We start from the raw sequence: 20837 nt of genomic DNA on the forward strand, positions 1-20837 counted from the left end.
GACTTTGTTACCTGATGGCAACAATACCATGACAATCACGCGATGTCTGCCCCATAAAACGTGACATTGTATTTACATAAAAAGTAAGCCGCTGAAATTAAAGCTGATAGCACTACTTCTTCTTTTTACTTATCGATGATCTGCGCGTTTATCCTGGGTAAAATACCTGTTAATCAGGTCATTCTGAGCTGTTATCGTAGGAAGGAGCGGAAAACAATAATGTTCACTGAATTTTTTCTCAAAAACGCGTTTAATCTGGCGATACTTTTCAGTTGCGGCATGGCGTTACTGGTTGTGAGATTTTGGCTGAGCCGTAATGTACAGTGGAAGAAAGGATTCACGTTCCATGCTGCGCAGTTTTTTATTTACGCGATTATAATTGGAACCATTGGGAGCATCCTGAATAATGCTATTGAAGATTATAATTTGCGGTTTATCTCTTCCGGGATCATTGATTTTATCTGCACTTCGCTCATTGCGCTTATTCTGACGATAAAACTGTTCCTGATTATTAACCAGTTTGAAAAAGCACAGGTCAATAAAGGTAGAGATGTCACCAGTACCCGTATCCTGGCGCGGGTCATAAAAATTACCATTATTGTCGCGATTGTCTTACTGTATGGCGAACATTTTGGCATGAGTCTGTCCGGTCTGCTGACCTTTGGCGGTATCGGCGGTATCGCTGTTGGTATGGCGGGCAAAGATGTCCTGAGCAATTTTTTCTCCGGTATTATGCTCTATTTCGATCGCCCCTTCAGTATCGGAGACTGGATTCGCTCTCCTGACAGAAATATCGAAGGTACAGTCGCCGAAATCGGCTGGCGAATTACCCGAATTAACACATTCGACCACCGCCCGCTGTATGTTCCGAACTCCGTCTTTTCATCCATTAGTGTTGAAAACCCGGGACGAATGACCAACCGTCGAATTAAAACAGTTATTGGATTACGTTACGAAGATGCCGACAAAATTGGCCTCATCGTGGATGCCATCAGAAACATGCTGCAGGCGCACAGTGATATCGATCAGAAACAGACGCTGTTGGTCTATTTTAATGAATTCGCCGACTCTTCGCTGAATATTATGGTGTATTGCTTTACCAAAACGACAGTATGGCAGGAATGGCTTGCCGTACAGCAGGATGTTTACCTGAAAATTATTGCGATTGTCCAGGAAAACGGCGCTGACTTCGCCTTCCCAAGCCAGACGCTATATATCGATGACCCAGAGGCCGCGCCTGCGATAAAATAAAAGATAGTCGGCGCCCGATAACGCTTATCGGGCACCGAGGCTTCCCTGCCCTGGTGACGGGTTGTTAGCGCCTTCCTCACGGTGATCAACGGCTCTTTTCATTCACTGTCATGGTAAATTCAAGCACCTCCTTAGTGTCGTTAAAGTAGGCATGAGGCATATCGGTTCTGGCTACAGCGGAGCAGCCCTCCCGAATAATAAAGCGTCTATCGTCGACCGTTAACGTCAGTGTTCCCTGATTAACAAACAGTAATTCACAGGTGTCGGCCGGATGTCCTGCCGATTCAAACTGTTCACCAGGATGCATTATCCATTGCCAGAGTTCCAGCATATCCGGCCCGCTGGTTCCCGCCATCAGCTTCGCGCTGCCGCCTTTCTCGCCGCGCCACAATACCGGAATAGCATCCCGGTCGATAAGATGTACTATCGGCTCGCTGGCGACGTTGACAAAATCCGCCACGGACACCCCCATTGCAGCCGCGATCTTACACAACAGAGCAATGCTCGGATTGGCTTTACAGCCTTCAATTTCCACCAGCATTCCTTTACTGACGCAGGAACGCCGCGCAAGCTCATCCAGCGACATCTTTTTTTGGCTACGAAATTGTTTGATACGTTGGGAAACAGCTTCGTTTATTGTGCTGACGTCGGCGCCTGCCGCAGTCGATAAGTTGACTTTTTTGGTCATTGGTCGATATCATAGAATAAAATAGTCATTACAGGATTATGCGATGTCTTCTATGTTACCGTCAATCAGCCCGGAACTGGCCCGTATCGCTCCCGGCTTTCGTGCATTAAGTATTAATGTTATTGCCGCTCCGGTTCGCGATGCGCAGGTTGGAGAAATCGCGTTAAAAGAGGCCTGCCAGACCGTACTTAACGGCCAGCCTGCGTGGGGACAGGCGCATATAGACGCCTGGAATGCGGTGTTTAAAGCATTCGGCGCAAAACCAAAGCGCACCCCCTGCTCGGCAGAAGCGCTACGAAAACGCGTGTTGAAGGATGGAACAATGGCGGCGCTGGACCCGGTAGTTGATCTTTATAACGCTGTGAGCCTGCGCTATGCCGTGCCGGTAGGCGGCGAAAATAGCGCGGCTTATTGTGGATCGCCGCGACTGGTTTTCGCTGACGGTAGTGAAACATTTGATACCCTGAAAGAAGGACAACCCGTCACCGAGTCGCCAGAACCGGGCGAAGTTATCTGGCGCGATGACAGAGGCGTCACCTGTCGGCGCTGGAACTGGCGTCAGGGAGTACGTACCCGACTAAGCGCTTCAGATAAAACGATGTGGTTTATCCTTGAAAGCTTGCCGGAAATGCCAGTTGATGAATTGTACGCGGCAGGAAACATGCTGACTGACGGCCTTGAAAAAATGATGCCGGGTTTACGTTTTGAATCCACGTTGATGGGTGTTTGATTGATATGCGTAACAGGAGAAATACTATGTCGCTGTTTCTGACGAGTTTTATTTTCGAAAAAAAGAGTACGACGAAGAGTTTTATCAACTGGATGGCTGGATTGAGCGCTATACGCAGTCTATTGATGGCTATATTGGTATGGAAAGCTATACCGATGCCGCCAGCGGAAGAGTGATTAACAATTACTACTGGCAGACCCGCGAATCGATGGAGCTCTTGATAAACAATTTACAGCACCAGCAAGCCAAATCTCAAAGTCATAAGTGGCTTTCCGGCTACCAGACGATTATTGCAGAAATTCAGGGGAGCCATAACGTTAACCTGCCCCATCCGCTGGCGTCATTTTCAGTTCCTTATAGCGTTATGCAATAGTATGAGTTTACGCCTTCGTAGTACAGGAAGGCGCATATAAAAGTCTACTCCCCGGAGCTGCCGATAATCCGGCTCACCGTGCAGGAGCTATGTTCATACAAACTATTAGCAGGCAGGAATATGAGTGATATCTCGCGGTACGATGACACGCGTAACCATATTATTTTCATCGCACTCAATCAACGCTCTGGCAAAAATACTGAGCTCATTAATTTTCAGTCCTGAATTATCCAAAAACTGGCGGCAAGCGTAGTCAGAGACAAAGACTATGCCTGGATGAATATCATGATCGCGAATAAAACGGGCCTGGGCAAATGGCGTATCCATACTCAACACATACACCGCCCGATTTGAGTGACTGCCCGCTGATTTAAGGTGGTCACTATACTCTTTTACCTGCCATTCACAAACTGGCGTATCCAGTGATGGGACGACAATAATCAGTTTTTTTATACCCGGGATACAGTAACCCGGCAATAAATCATGGCTCACCAGTCCCTTTGTGCAGGGTAATGGTTCACCTTCAGCCAGTATACCGGGTTTGAGCGTCAGTTGCGTTTTGCCAAAGGTCACAGAGTGCTCCTGACCCAATAAGATATAATCTTGTGTTGTTGCTGGTGTCATAAAAATTTCTCCTTTTAACGTTTGTATTATTTTAGCCATAATAATTATTTAGCAATCTGCTAAAGACCCAGGCGAACATCCATAATAAGATAAGTGATATAAAAGCCAACCCACTATTCATTGCTATTTTCACTCTACTTTTTTATTATCCCGGAGATAGTAAATTTATCTTTAATCAATTCCCCCAAAATATCTATATGTTAATCTCAACTCTCCATTTGAACCTCCATTATAAGTTACCGTCTGAATATACTCTCCGGGATTACCCCCGGTTTTGATATCGCACCGACTATTCCAATTTCCTGTTGGAATATGCCCACACTGGAGATTGAGATTAGTTATGGGATTATTATTTATATCTTTAACAATAATTTTCACAACAGCACTCTCTCCTGGCATCAGTAAAGATTTATCTGCACTAATGACAGATAAATCTGAACTCAATTTAACTATACGTTTTGTTTCAATAGAATGGAGTTCAGAAACCATCGGCACAGGCGTATATCCTGGTGCTGAGACCATATCTGTTTCGTTATAATGCTCAATTCTTATCTTCGAAACTACATTATCTTCGCTGATAACAATTGCATATTTACATGGTTTTTCACGTAGAAGCTCATGCTGTGAATCATCTTTCTCAACGCGATAATACGTACATACTGTGGTGGCCGTTTCATTAGCTTGATATTTTTAAGTATCAGGATCACGGACTCTCCCAACCATTCTTGATTTTAAAAGCATGCCTGGTATAGGTATATATGATTCAACATACCCATAATACCCATTCAATTCCAACCCATAATCACTCAGCGGCGAGCCAGGTCTGTGCCCAACGCTCGGCGCCGTAGGAGGAGAAAGCATCCCGACGGTTGCCGCGGACGTTGTCGACGAATCCGCCGAGACGCTTATCGGCATAGCCGCCAGAAGTAAGCTATAAATAATAAGATTATGTTTCGACATGCGCACTGTTGATCCTTTTTAAAACATTAATTCGCATCAGAGGTTGCGGTATTACCCTTAGCATTTTCCTAATCAGAAATAATTCTGACGCGGATATATTTATTCTGTAGCGATTCTCCGTTAAGGCTATAAGGAAGAAGCCAGGTGGCCTTTGTCGCCCCCGGTACAGATTTCCAGGATTTCATTTCATCCGAGATTTCCCACTGATAATTGAACGCATCGGTACAGTCCATATTGTTTATACAAAGCGTTCTGGCTCGCATTTCTGTTCCGACGACTGGCGCAGTAACGCTTCCGGTGGCTTCATCAGTTGCCGTCAGCGAAAGTTGTGGGAGGATAAGGTCGCTGCCCAGGCTCCCCTGAAGCTGAAGTCCAGCGATAAGCTCCGCATCACCCGACCACTCAACCTTCTCGATCGGGTAACGGCTATCTACCGTCGCCATTAATGTAACCAGCGTCCCGGACAAGCCTGACACCGGCATTGCCGTAATGCGGATTTTACTGGCCTGCTCCCGATACGCCATGACGATATCGTAATTGCGATCGACAAAGGCACGCCGATTTGTCGTGTTTGACGGCGCCCCAACGTTGCGGTAATCAAGCTGTTCAGGTAACGGCGTACCAAAGGAATAGTTGACTCTCAGACCGCCCTCTGCCTGCGATCCGCCGTTACCGGCGTCCCGATATCCTGCTCTGACTTCAAGCAAAGGGACAGGATTCCAGACCAAAGCCGCATCTGCGGCGCGGGGATTCCGGCTTAACGTACCGTTACCCAACAGATCAACTTTATCCCCGTAATACTGTTCATATGTCAACTCGCCGCTGAACCAGGGAAAATCGGGGAACATGCCTTTTGTTCGCAGATCAAAACCATACGCCGGACGCTCATCATGGAATTCATGCGCTGCTGACGTTTTCCAGCCGGTAAGAGGGAAATAATAGTTGCCGGAAAAGGCCAGACTGTCTTTATAGACTTCCCCGCCAACGCCGCCACGTAAATGGGAAATTACGATAAACGTTGTGCAGCCTGGCCCCATCGATACCGACATTAATCCGGAAGATGGCCCAATGAAAGAGCTGATGTACAGTTTCATGGCGATCAAACGACACGGGAAACCTGAAGAAGTGGCAGGAATGGTGGCATGGCTGGCCGGCCCGGAAGCCTCTTTCGTCACCGGCGCAATGCACACCATCGATGGTGCCTTCGGTGCCTGACGACCAGGCGAATATCACACGGTTGCCGTCTATTCCCCGGTAACCGGTATTATGAATGGCTAATGCGAGAAAACATCAGCAAGCGCCGCGATCAGTCATGGATTTTAACGCCAAGACAACCGCGAACAAATTCAGGATTAAAATGCTTCACCGCTTCGCCAACATAGCCTAAATCAAGAGCGTTGATTTGAGCCATTTCGTTATCCGTCAGAGAGAAATCCCAGATGGCAAAGTTCTCTTCAATACGTTCCTGTCGAGTGGATTTAGGAATGACCGTGACACCACGTTGCACGTTCCAACGCAGGACAACCTGGGCGACGGTCTTTTGATGAGCATCGGCAATCCTTCGGAGCATTTCATTTTCATACGGTGTATGTCTCCCGCCGCCTAACGGTGCCCAGGCTTCAGGCTGAACGTTATAGTGCTTCATGGTTTCCAGCGCGGCAGGTTGTGCAAAGTATGGATGCAATTCGACCTGGTTTACCATTGGCGTAATTCTGACGGTTTCGCAGAAGTTTGCTAACACATGAGCATAGAAATTGGATACGCCAATGGCTCTCAGTTTACCCGCCTCCCAGGCATCTTCCAGTGCACGCCACGCGCTGAAATAGTCGCGCATTGCCTGATGCAGTAAATAGAGATCAAAATATTCTAACCCTGATTTTTTTAGCGACGCTTCAATACCTGCTTTGGCCATATCGTAGTTAGCCATATCTTGCACCCACAGTTTAGAAGTAATAAATAACTCCTCACGGGTACACAGACCTGTCGCGATGGCTTCACGAACAGCGTCACCAACGGCATCTTCATTGCCGTATACCGCGGCGGTATCGATAAGGCGATAACCGGTGCGAATAGCACTTAACACTGACTGCTTACATTCTTCTTTGTCGGTTACCTTAAAAACGCCAAAACCAACCATAGGCATTTTGAGGTTGTTACTTAATTCTGAATATTCCACGGTAAAACACCCTTTCGTCGTAAAGACGCCATTACAGGAGCAAAATACAGGTACAATGAGTATATTAAATCCGATTATATTTATGCAAAAAGTTCATTAATAACAGTTGTACAAATTTTTTATTGCATCAAAACGCTTAACCAGCAGTGAAGGACAAGGTCGTTGGCTAGCCTACTTCTGGAAGCTGGGAAAGTGCAACGACAGGCAAACCTGTTGCTGTTCTGAAGGAGAAACTGGCGCTGTAAGCCGCGCCAGCTTTGGGTTTAGCTGTGGTCACCTTACATCATCAGGTAGCCGGTACCGATCAGTGTTTCACGATATATATTGTACGGCTATAAGCCACATCTTCCGGGTTAGTAATGGGGTATCCCTTTACCCACGGTTTAATTAACCGTCCATTGGTATACTGATAAATAGGCGCTATAGGCGCCTGTTCCGTCAGGATTTTCTCCGCTGCATTATAATCCGCGTTACGCGCTTCGGCAGTATTTTCCATCGTCGCCTGCATCAGGATTTTGTCATAAGCCGGATTAGCAAAGCGTGAAATATTCCCCGTATGTGTGGACGTTAATAAGGACAAGAAAGTCGACGGTTCGTTGTAGTCGCCAACCCAGGAGGCGCGAATAACATCAAAATTACCGGTATTCCGGCTGTCGATATACGTTTTCCATTCCTGGTTTTGCAATTTCACGTCCACCCCCAGATTTTTCTTCCACATTGACGCCACCGCAATAGCGATTTTCTGATGGTTTTCTGACGTATTGTAAAGCAGAGTTAATTTAAGCGGTTTCTGCGATCCGTAGCCTGCTGCACGAAGTAATGTTTTAGCCTGGGCGTTAAGTTCTTCCTGACTCATTTGCTCAAACGGCGAAAGGTCTGGCGTAAATCCTGCCGTGACATCCGGCGTAAAATGCCAGGCCGGTTTTTCACCGGTACCTAAGACTTTTTCCGCCATCAAACGGCGATCGATGGTCATACTTAGCGCCAGACGAACACGGGAATCCGCCGTCGGCCCTTTCTGCGTATTAAACGCATAATAATAAGTCCCTAATTGCGGCGGCGTATAAACTTGCCCGGGAATATCTTTCAATAATTTCTGGTACATATTTTTAGGGAAAGATTCCGTGATATCAATATCGCCGGCAAGGTAACGTTTGGTCGCAGCCGATTCCTGGTTAATGGGTAAAAATGTCACTTTTTGCAGTACCGTTTTCGCGTTATCCCAGTAATACGTATTAGGTACGACCACCAGTTTTTCATTTACCACGCGCTCTTTAAGCACATACGCGCCATTGCCGATCAGTTTCCCCGGCTTTGTCCAGTCTTTGCCGCTTTCGACATTCGCTTTTTGGACCGGATAAAAGGCAAAATTGGCGGTCAGACTGGCAAACCAGGGTAACGGTTTATCAAGCTGAATACGCAGAGTGTGCGCGTCTACAGCACTGACGCCAAGCTGGTCAGGCGTGGCTTTACCATCGATAATGGCTTGCGCATTGGTGATACCAGCCAGAGCGGCAAACCAGGCGAAGGGGGAAAGCGTTTTGGGATCAACCAGGCGTTGCCAGCTATAGACAAAATCCTGGGCGGTCACTGGCGTTCCATCAGCCCATTGCGCATTATCCCGCAACGTAAACGTCCAGATACGATTATCATTGCTCTTCCATTGGCTGGCGACGCCAGGGATAATCTCACCCTTTTCGTTCTGGTTAACCAGCCCTTCAAACAGATCGCGGATCACCTGAATTTCAGGCAGCCCAACGGCTTTCGCTGGATCTAATGAGGCTGGCTCATCTTTGATATGACGCACCAGTTCTTGTTTCTCTGCCAGTACCATTCCGTCGGGAACATCCGCAGCATATGCCAGGGAAAAGCTGCTAACCAACAGCGCACAACAGGTTACTGAAACAGAATGCCTCATAGAAGTTCCTCAAAGAAGAAAGTATTTTTACTAATACAGTGAAATATAAGGATTTATCTCATCCAGTGTTTACACAGCGACCCCACTTCGGGTTAATCACTATACCATCAAAAAAGCTCCGCAGATCTTTATACCGCTGGGCTATATTTTTTTGACTTCTCTCATTCCTGTTGGACAGAACATCTCATGACCGCTATCTTTCACAACCGAATGACTGACGAATACTGAGTGCTCCCCCGTCACTGTTTTCTATTTAACTAGATGGTAAGAACGTCATAAACTCCACGTCTCGTCATCTCATGGAGTCCTGGCATAGCAGAGCGCGCAAGGCTGAAAAAACGAAATAGGGTCTTGATTAGCAGAAGTTTTCAAACTCTTCGTCTTTCTGGCCTTTGGTGAACCTTCTATCAGTGTCGAAGATACTCAAGCATATTTTACATGTGACGACCAGACGCATTCATTCTTCCACACATCACTCTATCGCGGTGTGTAAGATTTTATAGTAGTTAGCTCGCTAATATGTGATCTAAGTCAACGTCTAAACCTTGCTGCATATGACATAAAGAAAATGGCTTTAAGTGTGAAAGCGAGAGTCCGCAGCAATATAATAATGACTCAGGCAATTAACGTTATGCTGGGACTTCGCAAGGAGTCCCTTTTTTTCTTGCTTACTTAAAGCTGTTCATCGTCTATATAATGTGGTGACATCTGTCATGGATGTAGCGGGAGTTTTATCGTCTGCAACTCCCCTTCTACTTGTTGAACAATTACTTTCGAAGGGGAATCACACAAGTAGTTTTCACTTATAAAAACTATATATTGATGGGAGCCATGGAGGATGCAGTGACTGGTGGATTGAGCATCCAAAGATTTTTTTCAGGGACTACTTGTTGTGGATTCTGGATATCAGCGACACAACGACCGAATAGAAAATGATCGGTATTATCCTGATCAATAATACACGTTTTCGAATGCACAGACTGAATTTGCACCGCACCTGTGGTAGATGGTATTAACACAAATAACGATTCTCGATTTTTTAAATCACATGTCCCTTTGGTTAAAGCGACACCGTTTATAGCATTAAGGCACTGTCTGGTAATTGGGTCATGAAATTGAATCCACCCCCCAGGGGTAGTTGCCAATACTTCTATTGGTGTTTCCTGTTGTATCAGTTCCCAGCCACTTTGTTCCCGCCCCTGTTGATCAAGAATATTAGTTATCATAAAGCCACTTTGTATATTACGAATACTAAACAACGATCCATTTTCAGCACCCGATATGTCTTCTCCAGGATTCAGAGAAACTAATCTCTCATTATTAACCGATGAGCCACAACCAGTCAGGATACTTGTAAAGAAAAATAGCATTATTATATTTTTTTTCATCTTGGTTCTCCAGGAGGTGGTAAGAAAATACCAACCGGGTAATGATCTGATGATATCTGAGTCGCTCTTTCCCCGAATAATAATCCGGCCCTCAGCACTGGCGGAATAAATGCAATCGCATTGCCTACAACAGCATAGTCCAGTATCCCTCCGCTGCGCTGCGTAGGATCTGAAGGTGCTAATACGACAGTATTATTTCTTACAGGAGTTTCGATCGCCATTCTGAGGTTATCTGGATTACGATTGAAATCGCCCGCAATCATCCAGTTTGTAGCCTGCATATCCGGCCTTGGGCTATTACGGAAAAACTCAAAAACACTATTTACAACCGCTGGAGCATCTACTCCCCTATTTGCCAGGGCGTGAATAGTGAAAAACGCATCTGAACCTATTCTTATTCCCATTATAGGACGCGATGCTGTCGAAGGAGGGGGAAGAACGATAACCTCATCTGCACGACGATGGCTTACGATAGCAAGATTAACGCGTCCAGCAAAAACATCAAGCTGTGAGAAATAGATAAAAACTTGTTGGGGACGACTGTTACTTCCTAAATTCCATGTAAGTTCACGAACCGGAATACCGGGTGAATTAATAATTCTTCCAGTATCAACCGCACTTGCTGGTGGACGTCCAGCCTCCTGAACCATTAAAATATCAACAGCTCCAGCCCCACTAATAAGTTGCCGTACATTCACATTCCATTTATTTTCGCTTCTTGTAGAAGACCCCTGTAAATTCCATGTGGCAACTTTATAATCAGTTAATGCAGCGTGCGCTGGAAAGGTAAGAAGACAGACGAAGAAAAGTAGTATATTTTTCAATTTTGCAACCTCATTTTTAATAAATTACAGGCTGAATTTGAGTAGCTGATATATTATTTGAATCTGAATCATTTATTGTTAAACCATCAACAAGTGGGGGTGGCGGAGGGGCTGGCCTAATTTCTGGCTTAGAAATAGCTGCAAGAGCAGACCGCAGAGGTTCACTAATAGACCACTGCAACTCAATATTTTTCTCCCCAGGTTTTGGACATTCTGCCTGTAATATTTCAAAAGCATATGGGGAGCTTGCTGTTCTGTCTAAAAATCTTGCCCGAATACAACGATTGAGATCTACTGACTTAATAAAGACATTGCCATTGAGTGTCGGAATTAAGTGAAAATCGAACACAGCAGAGCGTGGATCGCAAGTGGTGTGTATAAATCCACCGTCACCGCTTATTCCAACTCCCCATGTCATGCATGTTCCGGTTCCCTGATTGACGAAGCGCACTGTTCCCGGAGTCTTTCCCGGTATTATTTTCCAGTTACGTAATTCACCAAAACTGTTTGAATCCCAGGGCGTGTAACCCCATAACCATGAGTTTCTATGGCGTCCCCATACTGTCAGTACGGCCCCGCTCATACTCATGATAGATACACTAGGATTATCTTTTGGTACTGGAAGAGGTGCGTTAGAGGAAGTTGTTTGTTTATTGACGCCTCCCGGGCCAGGTATTGCCAATCCTAGCTCCTGCGGGTCAGGAGGGACAGGGCCATTACCGCCAGGTGCTGGAAAAATTTTATAAAACTCATTACCACTAACCAAAGGAGGAGAAGATGAACATCCCGTCAGAGTTGTAATAATGATTAGCCAACTACTTTTTTTCATTGCTTATCCTTATTATTAAATGGAGTTTTTTTAAACATTAATTATCTTATAGTTAATATTTAATTCGGCATTTAACATTTTATAAGTAGAATTAAACTTGTCAATTATAAAATAAGATTTAAATATGTTTATATCAGACCAGACATCTGAACAAATCTATCATTCATATATAATAACTATTGTTAATTTTTTATGTCACTGAAATCATATATAAAAATGCAATAACGTTAGTTCACTCAGCAAACCATAATAAATGATGTTTACTACGGCCAGTCTGTATCCGGCAGAAAGTTGATATAGCGCCCTATGAGATAGTAAATAGAAACCATTTGATAATCGGCGAGTTTTACACAACACTACGACGATTACCCCAATAGTTTCAGCTTCGGGAAACGCGTATGACTATCACCCGCCCCCGTGCCGAGCGCGGCGCATTTCCGCCAGGCACTGAACATTACGGACATTCAGGACTTGGCGCGCCGCTAATCTGGTTTCCGGCGCCCGCCGCCGATCGCGAAAGCGGCCTGATACTGGCTGGCACCCACGGGGATGAAACGTCCTCCGTGGTTACGCTTTCCTGTGCGTTACGAACTTTAAATCCATCGCTTCGCCGTCATCATGTCGTACTTGCCGTTAACCCTGATGGCTGCCAACTGGGGTTAAGAGCAAATGCGAATGGCATTGATTTAAACCGTAACTTTCCCGCCGCCAACTGGAAAGCGGGTGAAACAGTTTACCGCTGGAATAGCAGCACGGAAGAACGTGATGTCGTGCTGTTAACCGGCAACCATCCCGGCTCAGAACCGGAAACCCAGGCGCTTTGTCAGTTAATTCATCGACTTCAACCCGCCTGGGTCGTCTCTTTTCACGATCCGTTATCCTGCATTGAAGATCCTCGTCGCAGCGAGCTAGGCGAGTGGCTGGCTCATGCTTTTGCGTTACCGCTGGTGACCAGCGTAGGCTATGAAACGCCTGGTTCATTTGGCAGCTGGTGCGCCGACCTCAACCTACACTGTATTACCGCCGAGTTTCCTCCTATTTCCGCCGATGAAGCCAGCGAAAAATACCTGCCGGCCATGTCAAATCTGCTGCGCTGGCATCCTAAAGATAGAGTTGACCCGTCGTAAAGCGCAGCGCGGGCTCAACGTCGACCGCCAGCCATGTTGGGCCATCAAGATCGGCGAAACTCACCTGCGGCATAAGCGGCAGCGTGGCGCTAATCGCCCTTGATGTACAGAGCATACAGCCCAGCATCAGGCCGAATCCTTGTTCCCGCGCTTCTGTTGCCAGCGCCAGCGCCTCGGTCAGGCCGCCGGTTTTATCCAGCTTGATGTTGATCATATCGTAGCGCCCCGTCAGGGCTTTCAGACTACTGCGGGTATGGCAGCTTTCATCCGCACAGATGGGCAACGGATGAATAAAATTCTCCAGAGCGGCGTCATCCTGTGCGGGCAGCGGTTGTTCCAGCATCGCGACGTTCAGATCCGCCAGTAACTGACAACGCGCCGCCAGCCCCTCCGGACGCCACGATTCATTGGCGTCCACAATGAGCGTCGCCTCCGGCGCCGCCGCGCGGATCGCCACCATACGCTCGCTAATCAGACGCGCATCCAGTTTAATTTTCAGCAGCGTCGCCCCTTTTTCCCATAATGCCGCCGCACTGGCCGCCATCTGTTCCGGCGTGCCTATCACTACCGTTTGCGCGGTAGTAAAAACAGGGTCCAGCGTCACACCGAGCAACTCGGCAAGGCTTTGCTGCCGCTGGCGAGCCTGCAAATCCCATAAGGCGCTATCCACCGCGTTGCGTGCTGCGCCTGCCGGTAACAGTTTCTGCAATGCTTCGCGGGTTAGCCCATTTTCCAACTGAGGCACAATACTCATGATTTGCGCCATAACCGAGGCATCGCTTTCGCCATAGCGTGGATAAGGCGTACATTCCCCGACACCTTTTACGCCCTCGTCTTCGAGTTCGACAACAACAACGTGCGCTTCGCTTCGGCTACCACGCGCAATAACGAAAGGCGTATGTAACGGCCAGGTTTCCTCGTATACCTTAACAGCTCTCATCTCTTCCTCTCAGATAGCGCCGGACGCGGCTTGCCACAAATAGTATTTGCCGTGTTAACGAATAATGACTTAAACTGGTTTTCGACGTTAACTATAAGTAAACAGGAACATAATTATGTCACAGACTGTACATTTCCAGGGTAACCCGGTCACTGTTGCCAACGTTATTCCGCAGGCTGGTAGCAAAGCACAGGCTTTCACTCTTGTCGCAAAAGATCTGTCTGACGTCTCACTCAGCCAGTATGCGGGCAAACGCAAAGTGCTTAATATTTTTCCAAGCATCGATACTGGCGTATGCGCAGCATCAGTCCGTAAGTTTAACCAACTGGCCACAGAAGTGGAGAATACCGTCGTATTGTGCGTTTCTGCTGACCTGCCTTTTGCACAGTCGCGTTTTTGCGGCGCGGAAGGTCTGAGCAACGTAATTACGCTTTCCACTCTGCGTAATACCGAGTTTCTGAAAAATTACGGCGTCGAAATCACTGACGGTCCGCTGAAAGGGCTGGCGGCGCGCGCGGTTATCGTGATTGACGAAAACGACAGTGTTATTTTCAGCCAACTGGTAGATGAAATCACCCACGAGCCGGATTATGTCGCCGCGCTGAACGTCCTGAAGGCATAGCCCGATGGCGCTACGCTTGTCAGTGCTACAGGCGGTGCTCTTTTGTCACAAGAAGGCCTCCATTCGGAGGCTTTCTTTTCTCTACTCTTCACCTTTCTTCTGGCTCAAACCATACTCACGCAGCTTATTGGCGATGGCTGTGTGCGATACCCCCAACCGTTTCGCCAGCTTACGCGTACTCGGATAGCTACGATAAAGCTGGGTCAGAACAGAACGTTCAAAACGACTGGTAATATCATCCAGCGAGCCTTCCATCGCATCCTCGCCGACGGCCACCGTCGCGGCGTCGTAATCAGGCAGCAGAATATCCTGCGGCCGTAGCTCATATCCTTCCAGTTGCGTCAGCGCCCGATAAATCGCGTTTTTAAGCTGGCGTACGTTGCCCGGCCAGCCGTAACGAGTGAGTACCGTACTCAGATCGGCAGACAGTTTCGGTCGCGGAACGCCCTGTTCGTCGGCAAAACGCGCCACGAACAGTTCCGTCAACGGCATAATATCCTGCGGACAATCGCGCAACGGCGGCAAATTAAGCGTCAGAACGTTAAGTCGATAATAGAGATCTTCGCGAAACAGTCCTTTTTGCACCAGCTCCACCAGATTTTTCTGCGTGGCGCAGATAACGCGGACATCAACATGAATTTCGTGATCTTCGCCGACGCGACGGAACGTACCATCGTTGAGAAAACGTAGCAGCTTCGCCTGCATACGCGGCGACATTTCGCCAATTTCATCCAACAGCACCGAACCGCCATTCGCCTGTTCAAAGAAGCCTTTTTTACCTTCCGGCGCATGACCGAATAGTTCGCTTTCTACGGCATCTTCCGGGATTGAAGCGCAGTTCAGCGCCAGATACGGTTTTGCTGAACGAGGGCTTGCCTGATGACAGGCATGGGCGAAAAGATCTTTGCCGGTTCCCGTATCGCCGGTAATCAGCAGCGGCGCGCTGAGCATCGCCAGTTTGCGCGCCTGCTCAACGACGTGTTTCATCTTTGCGCTCACAGCAATAATCTGACTAAACGCGCTCAGATCCTGCACGGACAAATTCTGTAGCTGCCGCCCCATACGAATCGTGGATCGCAGCATCACTACCGCCCCGGTCAACACGTATTCGTCATTTTCGTTTTGTAAATGTACCGGCGTAATCTCCATCAAGAAGTTTTGCCCGTTGATCACCACATGTTCGTTATGGGAACTTTGCGGGTTACCTTCCAGCCAACGCTGAAAATTGAAGCCGTTGATTAATTGCGCGGCGGTATGATGTCGCATTCGCTCCTGACTCTGGGCAAAGAGCTGACAACTCGCCGGGTTCGCCATCTCCACTTTACTTTTCATATCCAATGAGAGCACCGGCTCTGGCAACGCCTCAAGCAACGCGCTCAGGGCCAGATGTTCACGTTCGGACGGCATCCAGGGAACGGTACGGACATCCGTTACGCCGGAAATACGGCGGATTTCAGCCATCAGGCGGCTAAAGTCGGTGAATTCCAGCTCAGCAAAATTAAGATAAATTCGCCCAATGGGATCAATCTCGATTCCGCGTAAATCAATGCTACGTAACACCAGTAAATCGAGTAATTCGCGGGTCAGACCAAGTCGGTCTTCACAAAAGACTTCCAGACGCATGAGAACCTTCACCTGAATAATGAACCATTGAATAGATGATAAGCCACTATTCGGCTGGCAGGAAGGATTCTGTCAACAAATATTGACAGCATGACGGAGAAATGGGCGCTGCGGCGTAAAGCCAGGCAGTCAGCGCCCTGTGAAGGACTATTTTTCAGGCGACGGCTTACTCTTCTGTAGCGTCTCTTTTAGCTGACCGATAAGCTGACGGCGAAAATCGCCGAGGCGTGGTTTATCGTTGTCGATCCACGGCAATGGCCGACATAACTCCATCGCTTTTATTCCCAACCGAGCCGTAAGCAGCCCTGCGCCAATCCCCTGCGCCGCGCGCGTGGAAAGGCGTGCCGCCAGATCCTGAGACATCCAGTCCATACCGACTTCACGCACCAGCTCACTGGCTCCCGCAAACGCGATATTCAGCAACACCAGGCGGAACAGACGAAGACGGCTGTAATAACCAAGTTCAATGCCATACAGCGTTGCGATGCGGTTAATCAGACGTAAGTTACGCCAGGCAATAAACGCCATATCCACCAGCGCTAACGGGCTGACGGCGATCATCAGAGTCGACTCTGCAGCAAAACGGCTAATCTCACGCCGCGCCTGCGCGTCTAGCACCGGCTGCACCAGATGCGCATACAGACCGACGATTTCCCTGTCGTTTTGCGTTTCGTGAATAGCGGCATACCAACGTTGTAATGCCGGGTGTGATTGATCAATCCCCGCCTGCTGCGCCAGTTTTTCGCAAAACGCGCGACCTTTCCCGACGCTATGGCTATGTAACAGTTCACGCGCCTCATCCCGCTCATACGCCCGTTGGCGCAATCGCCATAATCTTCGCCACTCTGTGACTACCGATCCGACGCCAGCGCCAATGATCAGCGCGCCTGCGGCACAGCCGCCTAAAGCGACCCAATCCTGGGTTTGCCAGGCATTCATTGTCCACTGTACGCCTTGCCCTACCACGCTCGCGCCAAACAGCGCCAGCCCTCCCATCACCATTTTACGCCACAGGCTACGTTTGGGGCGCAGCGCGGCATCGACCGCCGCTTCTGCCGCGTCTTCATTTTCCGGGCGCTCATCGATAGCCGCAGGCGCAAATGTACGCGACTCCGCTTCGCTGAAAGTTTGCTGCGCTTTGAAGGCCGACGTAGGTGCCTCCTTCAGCGGTTCTGCAAAATCAATACGCGGTTTTAACGGTTCGCTCATCGCAGCTTATCTCCTATTAAAAACTCCAGCGCAGCGTCCAGACGAATGTGCGGTAATGGTTTATCAACATCCATCACCTGCGGGCGAAATGCTTCGAACTGAAAACCCTGACTATCCCAAAATGCTTGACCCGGCAAGCGGGAAGGTACTTCGCCGGGGTACACCGTTAACGGCGTGCCGTCACTCAAACGGTTTCCACGTAAAGCCGGGATTTTTTCACCGTTGACCTCAATTACGCCGCTGGTGGTTGCCTGCACTGAAGCCAGCCCCAGGCAATCCATACTAATGCCTTCAAACGCGGCATTTTGCCAGGCGTCCTGAATGAGCTGCTGGAGTAAAGCTACCATATTGGCATGTTGATCAAGGGTAACATGGTCGGCTTTCGTCGCGGCAAACAGCAATTTATCAATTACCGGTGAGAATAATCGGCGAAACAGCGTCCGCTGGCCATAGTGAAAACTTTGCATCAACTGCGTCAAGGCGAGACGCATATCATTAAACGCCTGCGGACCGCTATTGAGCGGTTGCAGACAGTCCACCAGCACAATCTGGCGATCAAAGCGTAGAAAATGATTTTTGTAGAATCCTTTGACCACTTTTTCACAATAGTAGTTAAATCGTTCGCGCAGCATTCCGGCGTTGGTTTGTTTATCCGCCTGCGCCAGTTTTGACTCGCCGAAAGCGTCCACATCCGGCCACGGGAAAAACTGCAACGCCGGCGCGCCCGCCATATCGCCCGGCAAAACAAATCGTCCAGGTTGAATAAAATGCAATCCCTGCGATTTACACTGATGCAAATAGTCCGTCCAGGCGACGGCAATCTCCGCCAGCCGGTTTTCATCGGCGGGCGCCAGCGGATCGAGTCCTTCGCAAAGCAGCCGCCATTTCGCGGCCCACTCAGCCCGTTGCCCTTGCAACAAACCGTTCATCTGACGGGACCAGCTTAAATAATCCTGAGCCAGCATGGGCAGATCGAGTAACCATTCACCAGGATAATCCACGATCTCCAGATACAATGTTGAGGTATCTTTAAAATGGCGCAGCAGAGAGTCGTTTGAGCGATAGCGCAACGCCAGCCGAATCTCACTGACGCCGCGCGTCGGTGTGGGCCAGGCGGGAGGATTGCCATAAAGCTGGAGTACCCCCTCGTCGTAGGTAAAACGGGGAATACCAAAATCACGTTGAGGCACGCGCTTTACGCCAAGCAGACGTTCTTCGCGTACCGCGCTGAACAATGGCAAGCGAGCCCCCGCGTGAACATTAAGCAACTGGTTAACCATCGCCGTGATAAACGCCGTTTTACCGCTGCGGCTCAACCCGGTTACGGCAAGACGCAAATGCCTGTCTACCCCACGGTTGACCAGCGCGTTGAGTTCAGTTTTAAGTCGCTTCATTGCCATCCTGTTGAGCCTGAAGAGAAGAAAATTATAATGTATGCTTATAGAAATGGGGGCAGGTTGTTGATTATCAACCGCCTGTGTTGTCATCCGCGAGTGAACTCCATAAGATGTTCACTATTCGCTCTTGGATGGAGTTTTCAGGAATATGTCCCCCACTATTTATGATATCGCGCGTGTTGCGGGAGTTTCAAAGTCGACGGTGTCGCGCGTTCTCAATAAGCAGACGAATATCTCACCGGAAGCGCGCGAAAAAGTCCTGCGCGCCATTGATGAATTACAATATCAGCCAAATAAGCTTGCCCGGGCACTGACAACGTCCGGTTTTGACGCCATTATGGTTATTTCCACCCGTTCAGCAAAAACCACGGCGGGGAACCCTTTCTTCTCAGAAGTGTTACATGCGATTACCGCCAAAGCAGAAGAGGAAGGGTTTGACGTGATATTACAAACTTCACGTAGTACTGAGGATGATCTGCAAAAGTGTGAAAGTAAAATCAAACAAAAATTGATTAAAGGCATCATTATGCTTAGCTCGCCCGCAGACGAAACCTTTTTTGCACAACTGGATAAGTATGATGTCCCGGTTGTTGTTATTGGTAAGGTTGAGGGTCAATATAATCATGTTTATTCGGTTGATACGGATAATTTTCGCGACAGCATTGCGTTAACAAACGCCTTAATTAATAACGGTCATCACCGTATTGCCTGCCTCCATGCGCCGCTCGATTTCCACGTTTCTATCGATCGGGTTAATGGTTATAAAACCAGTATTACCGCACATAACCTCGTTCTGCATGAAAAATGGATTATTGACGGTGGTTATACGCATGAAAGCGCGCTGTTAGCCGCCAGAGAATTATTAAGTCAACAACCGTTGCCGGATGCCGTATTTGCTACCGACAGTCTGAAACTCATGAGCTTATATCGCGTGGCCGCCGAAAAAAATATCGCTATTCCTCAGCAACTGGCCATTGTTGGTTACAGTAATGAGATGCTTTCCTTCATGTTGACGCCACCGCCGGGCGGGATTGACGTGCCAACGCAGGCATTAGGTGAAGAAAGCTGCCGCTTACTATTTAATCTGATTGCCGGAAAAAAAACAGTCACAAATATTACCGTCAAGACACGCATTTCGTTAACAGGATCGTTGGCTTAAAGACTGGGGCATCAATCTGCCCCAGTTCAATTAAAAGGCGTAGTTAATACCTATCCCGGCATAGTGGAATTTATCGCTCTCACCTTCGTCATGGTCCTCCCATTCAAAGGCATATTCCAGCGTCATTGACAGGCCGTTCTGGAAGTCATATGCATATAATAATCCCAGTCGGTTGAAGTCATGGCCTTCACGCTCAGGATCATCCTGCCAGTCCCAGTTAGTCCAGCGATCAAGCCCAATACGAGTATAGGGCGTCAATGTCGTATTGCCTAAGGAGATCGGCAAGTAAGCGCGGATTTCCTGAGTAGAGAATTCGCCGTTATTACGCGACTTATCTATATTAAAACCACGCTCAAGATAATAGTTAGTTACCATCGAGAACATATCATTGATCTTGTACGTAAAACCTGTTTCGCTCTCTACACGGCTGTCGGAATAACCCGTTATCGATAACTCATTGACAAACTGATACATAGCGAGCCAACCACCAAAACGTAAGTCGTCGCTGAGTTTAATATCCCAGTCTGGTTGTACTTTCCAGCGCTGCATATTCGCGGTATCTTTCCCGGGCTCATCTACATAGTGATAGCCATAATTACGAAAACCACCGGTCAAGCCAAAATTAACGTCGTCGCTTTCCAGTAATTGATAGCGAATTTCCAGCTCCGGACGATCAAACCAGGTACCACGTTTACCTGCACTATAATCGACCGGACCTTCCTGGTAATACGCCAGCGAAATTTTCCATGGTCCATTTGCTGCATTAAAATAGATGGAAGGTTCACCCAGTCCATCCATATCTTCCGCCTGACCTTCGACGTTTTCTATTTCGTACATGGCACCAATATTAAAATGCCAGTCATTTTTTTCGGCAGCTTGTGCGCAAGCCATTCCTGCGCACATAACTAGCGCAGTAGAGGACAGTAAGGTTTTCATTTTTATCCCTTGTTAAAATATAAATAAAATGACACTAAAGTTGGAGAAGCGAACTCCCCCAGA

General features: G+C 48.0%; 17 protein-coding genes and 4 pseudogenes. 7 read left to right on the forward strand and 14 right to left on the reverse strand.

From position 1 onward, the window contains the following. The first annotated feature begins 219 nt into the window (after positions 1-219). The gene (locus tag F4V72_RS06255; protein ID WP_053511180.1) at positions 220-1251 is read left to right on the forward strand and encodes a mechanosensitive ion channel family protein; all 1032 of its coding nucleotides are present in this window, start codon (positions 220-222) and stop codon (positions 1249-1251) included. 85 nt (positions 1252-1336) lie between these two features. On the opposite strand, the gene F4V72_RS06260 is transcribed toward F4V72_RS06255, so the two are convergent. Next, on the reverse strand, positions 1337-1939 hold the full coding sequence (locus F4V72_RS06260) for a helix-turn-helix domain-containing protein (RefSeq protein ID WP_023246443.1): 603 nt from the start codon (positions 1937-1939) through the stop codon (positions 1337-1339). A gap of 43 nt (positions 1940-1982) precedes the next feature. Between F4V72_RS06260 and F4V72_RS06265 the strand changes: the two genes are divergently transcribed. Together F4V72_RS06265 and F4V72_RS06270 are read left to right on the forward strand one after the other, a co-directional pair. Next, positions 1983-2669, forward strand: a complete 687-nt coding sequence (locus tag F4V72_RS06265) for a B3/B4 domain-containing protein (protein WP_070801272.1) — start codon at positions 1983-1985, stop codon at positions 2667-2669. 26 nt (positions 2670-2695) lie between these two features. Beyond that, positions 2696-3042, forward strand: a pseudogene (locus tag F4V72_RS06270) (antibiotic biosynthesis monooxygenase family protein). 105 nt (positions 3043-3147) lie between these two features. Here F4V72_RS06270 and F4V72_RS06275 read toward each other — a convergent pair. The 3 genes and pseudogenes from F4V72_RS06275 to F4V72_RS06285 all read right to left on the reverse strand — a co-directional run. After that, positions 3148-3705 (reverse strand): thiol peroxidase, encoded by a 558-nt coding sequence (locus F4V72_RS06275; protein ID WP_136058291.1) that lies wholly within the window; start codon positions 3703-3705, stop codon positions 3148-3150. A 95-nt stretch (positions 3706-3800) separates the two neighbouring features. Further along, positions 3801-4626 (reverse strand): annotated as a pseudogene (locus tag F4V72_RS06280) (ZirS family two-partner secretion-like system exoprotein). Positions 4627-4694: 68 nt separating this feature from the next. After that, positions 4695-5654, reverse strand: a pseudogene (locus F4V72_RS06285) (inverse autotransporter beta domain-containing protein); the annotation flags it as partial. On the opposite strand from F4V72_RS06285, the pseudogene F4V72_RS06290 reads away from it, so the two are divergent. Further along, positions 5632-5841 (forward strand): annotated as a pseudogene (locus F4V72_RS06290) (SDR family oxidoreductase); the annotation flags it as partial. The pseudogenes F4V72_RS06285 and F4V72_RS06290 overlap by 23 nt on opposite strands. Positions 5842-5932: 91 nt before the next feature. On the opposite strand, the gene F4V72_RS06295 reads toward F4V72_RS06290, so the two are convergent. The 5 genes from F4V72_RS06295 to F4V72_RS06315 form a co-directional block, all read right to left on the reverse strand. Next, the gene (locus tag F4V72_RS06295; RefSeq protein ID WP_053511171.1) at positions 5933-6802 is read right to left on the reverse strand and encodes an aldo/keto reductase; all 870 of its coding nucleotides are present in this window, start codon (positions 6800-6802) and stop codon (positions 5933-5935) included. A gap of 304 nt (positions 6803-7106) precedes the next feature. Further along, complete coding sequence (locus F4V72_RS06300) at positions 7107-8720, reverse strand: peptide ABC transporter substrate-binding protein (protein ID WP_053529026.1); 1614 nt, start codon at positions 8718-8720, stop codon at positions 7107-7109. 812 nt (positions 8721-9532) lie between these two features. Further along, positions 9533-10108 (reverse strand): hypothetical protein, encoded by a 576-nt coding sequence (locus F4V72_RS06305; RefSeq protein WP_023246452.1) that lies wholly within the window; start codon positions 10106-10108, stop codon positions 9533-9535. Continuing rightward, the gene (locus F4V72_RS06310) at positions 10105-10932 is read right to left on the reverse strand and encodes a cytolethal distending toxin subunit B family protein (RefSeq protein WP_024149535.1); all 828 of its coding nucleotides are present in this window, start codon (positions 10930-10932) and stop codon (positions 10105-10107) included. The genes F4V72_RS06305 and F4V72_RS06310 overlap by 4 nt, the downstream gene beginning before the upstream one ends. Before the next feature lie 16 nt (positions 10933-10948). After that, a complete protein-coding gene (locus tag F4V72_RS06315) occupies positions 10949-11761 on the reverse strand; it encodes a toxin (protein ID WP_136058292.1) in 813 nt (270 codons plus the stop codon). Between the two features lie 398 nt (positions 11762-12159). On the opposite strand from F4V72_RS06315, the gene mpaA reads away from it, so the two are divergent. After that, entirely contained in the window at positions 12160-12888 is a 729-nt protein-coding gene (gene mpaA, locus F4V72_RS06320; protein ID WP_023246455.1) for a murein tripeptide amidase MpaA, read from the forward strand. Here the strand turns inward: mpaA and ycjG are convergent. Then, positions 12863-13828 carry an L-Ala-D/L-Glu epimerase gene (gene ycjG / locus F4V72_RS06325; RefSeq protein ID WP_023246456.1) on the reverse strand — a complete coding sequence of 322 codons (966 nt, stop codon included), beginning with the start codon at positions 13826-13828 and terminating at the stop codon, positions 12863-12865. The two genes, mpaA and ycjG, sit on opposite strands and share 26 nt — an antisense overlap. A gap of 115 nt (positions 13829-13943) precedes the next feature. On the opposite strand from ycjG, the gene tpx reads away from it, so the two are divergent. Beyond that, positions 13944-14450 (forward strand): thiol peroxidase, encoded by a 507-nt coding sequence (tpx, locus tag F4V72_RS06330; protein WP_023246457.1) that lies wholly within the window; start codon positions 13944-13946, stop codon positions 14448-14450. Between the two features lie 81 nt (positions 14451-14531). On the opposite strand, the gene tyrR is transcribed toward tpx, so the two are convergent. The 3 genes from tyrR to F4V72_RS06345 form a co-directional block, all read right to left on the reverse strand. Next, on the reverse strand, positions 14532-16073 hold the full coding sequence (tyrR, locus tag F4V72_RS06335; protein WP_053529025.1) for a transcriptional regulator TyrR: 1542 nt from the start codon (positions 16071-16073) through the stop codon (positions 14532-14534). Between the two features lie 147 nt (positions 16074-16220). Next, positions 16221-17282: a YcjF family protein gene (locus F4V72_RS06340; protein WP_023246459.1), complete on the reverse strand. Its 1062-nt coding sequence runs from the start codon at positions 17280-17282 to the stop codon at positions 16221-16223. Then, on the reverse strand, positions 17279-18676 hold the full coding sequence (locus F4V72_RS06345; protein WP_023246460.1) for a YcjX family protein: 1398 nt from the start codon (positions 18674-18676) through the stop codon (positions 17279-17281). The genes F4V72_RS06340 and F4V72_RS06345 overlap by 4 nt, the downstream gene beginning before the upstream one ends. 151 nt (positions 18677-18827) lie before the next feature. Between F4V72_RS06345 and F4V72_RS06350 the strand changes: the two genes are divergently transcribed. After that, positions 18828-19838, forward strand: coding sequence for a LacI family DNA-binding transcriptional regulator (locus F4V72_RS06350; RefSeq protein WP_053511158.1), 1011 nt, complete (start codon positions 18828-18830; stop codon positions 19836-19838). A 30-nt stretch (positions 19839-19868) separates the two neighbouring features. On the opposite strand, the gene F4V72_RS06355 is transcribed toward F4V72_RS06350, so the two are convergent. Continuing rightward, positions 19869-20774 carry an OmpG family monomeric porin gene (locus tag F4V72_RS06355; RefSeq protein ID WP_070803887.1) on the reverse strand — a complete coding sequence of 302 codons (906 nt, stop codon included), beginning with the start codon at positions 20772-20774 and terminating at the stop codon, positions 19869-19871. Positions 20775-20837: the final 63 nt, after the last annotated feature.

The organism is Salmonella enterica subsp. diarizonae (genome assembly GCF_008692785.1).
GTDB lineage: Bacteria > Pseudomonadota > Gammaproteobacteria > Enterobacterales > Enterobacteriaceae > Salmonella > Salmonella diarizonae.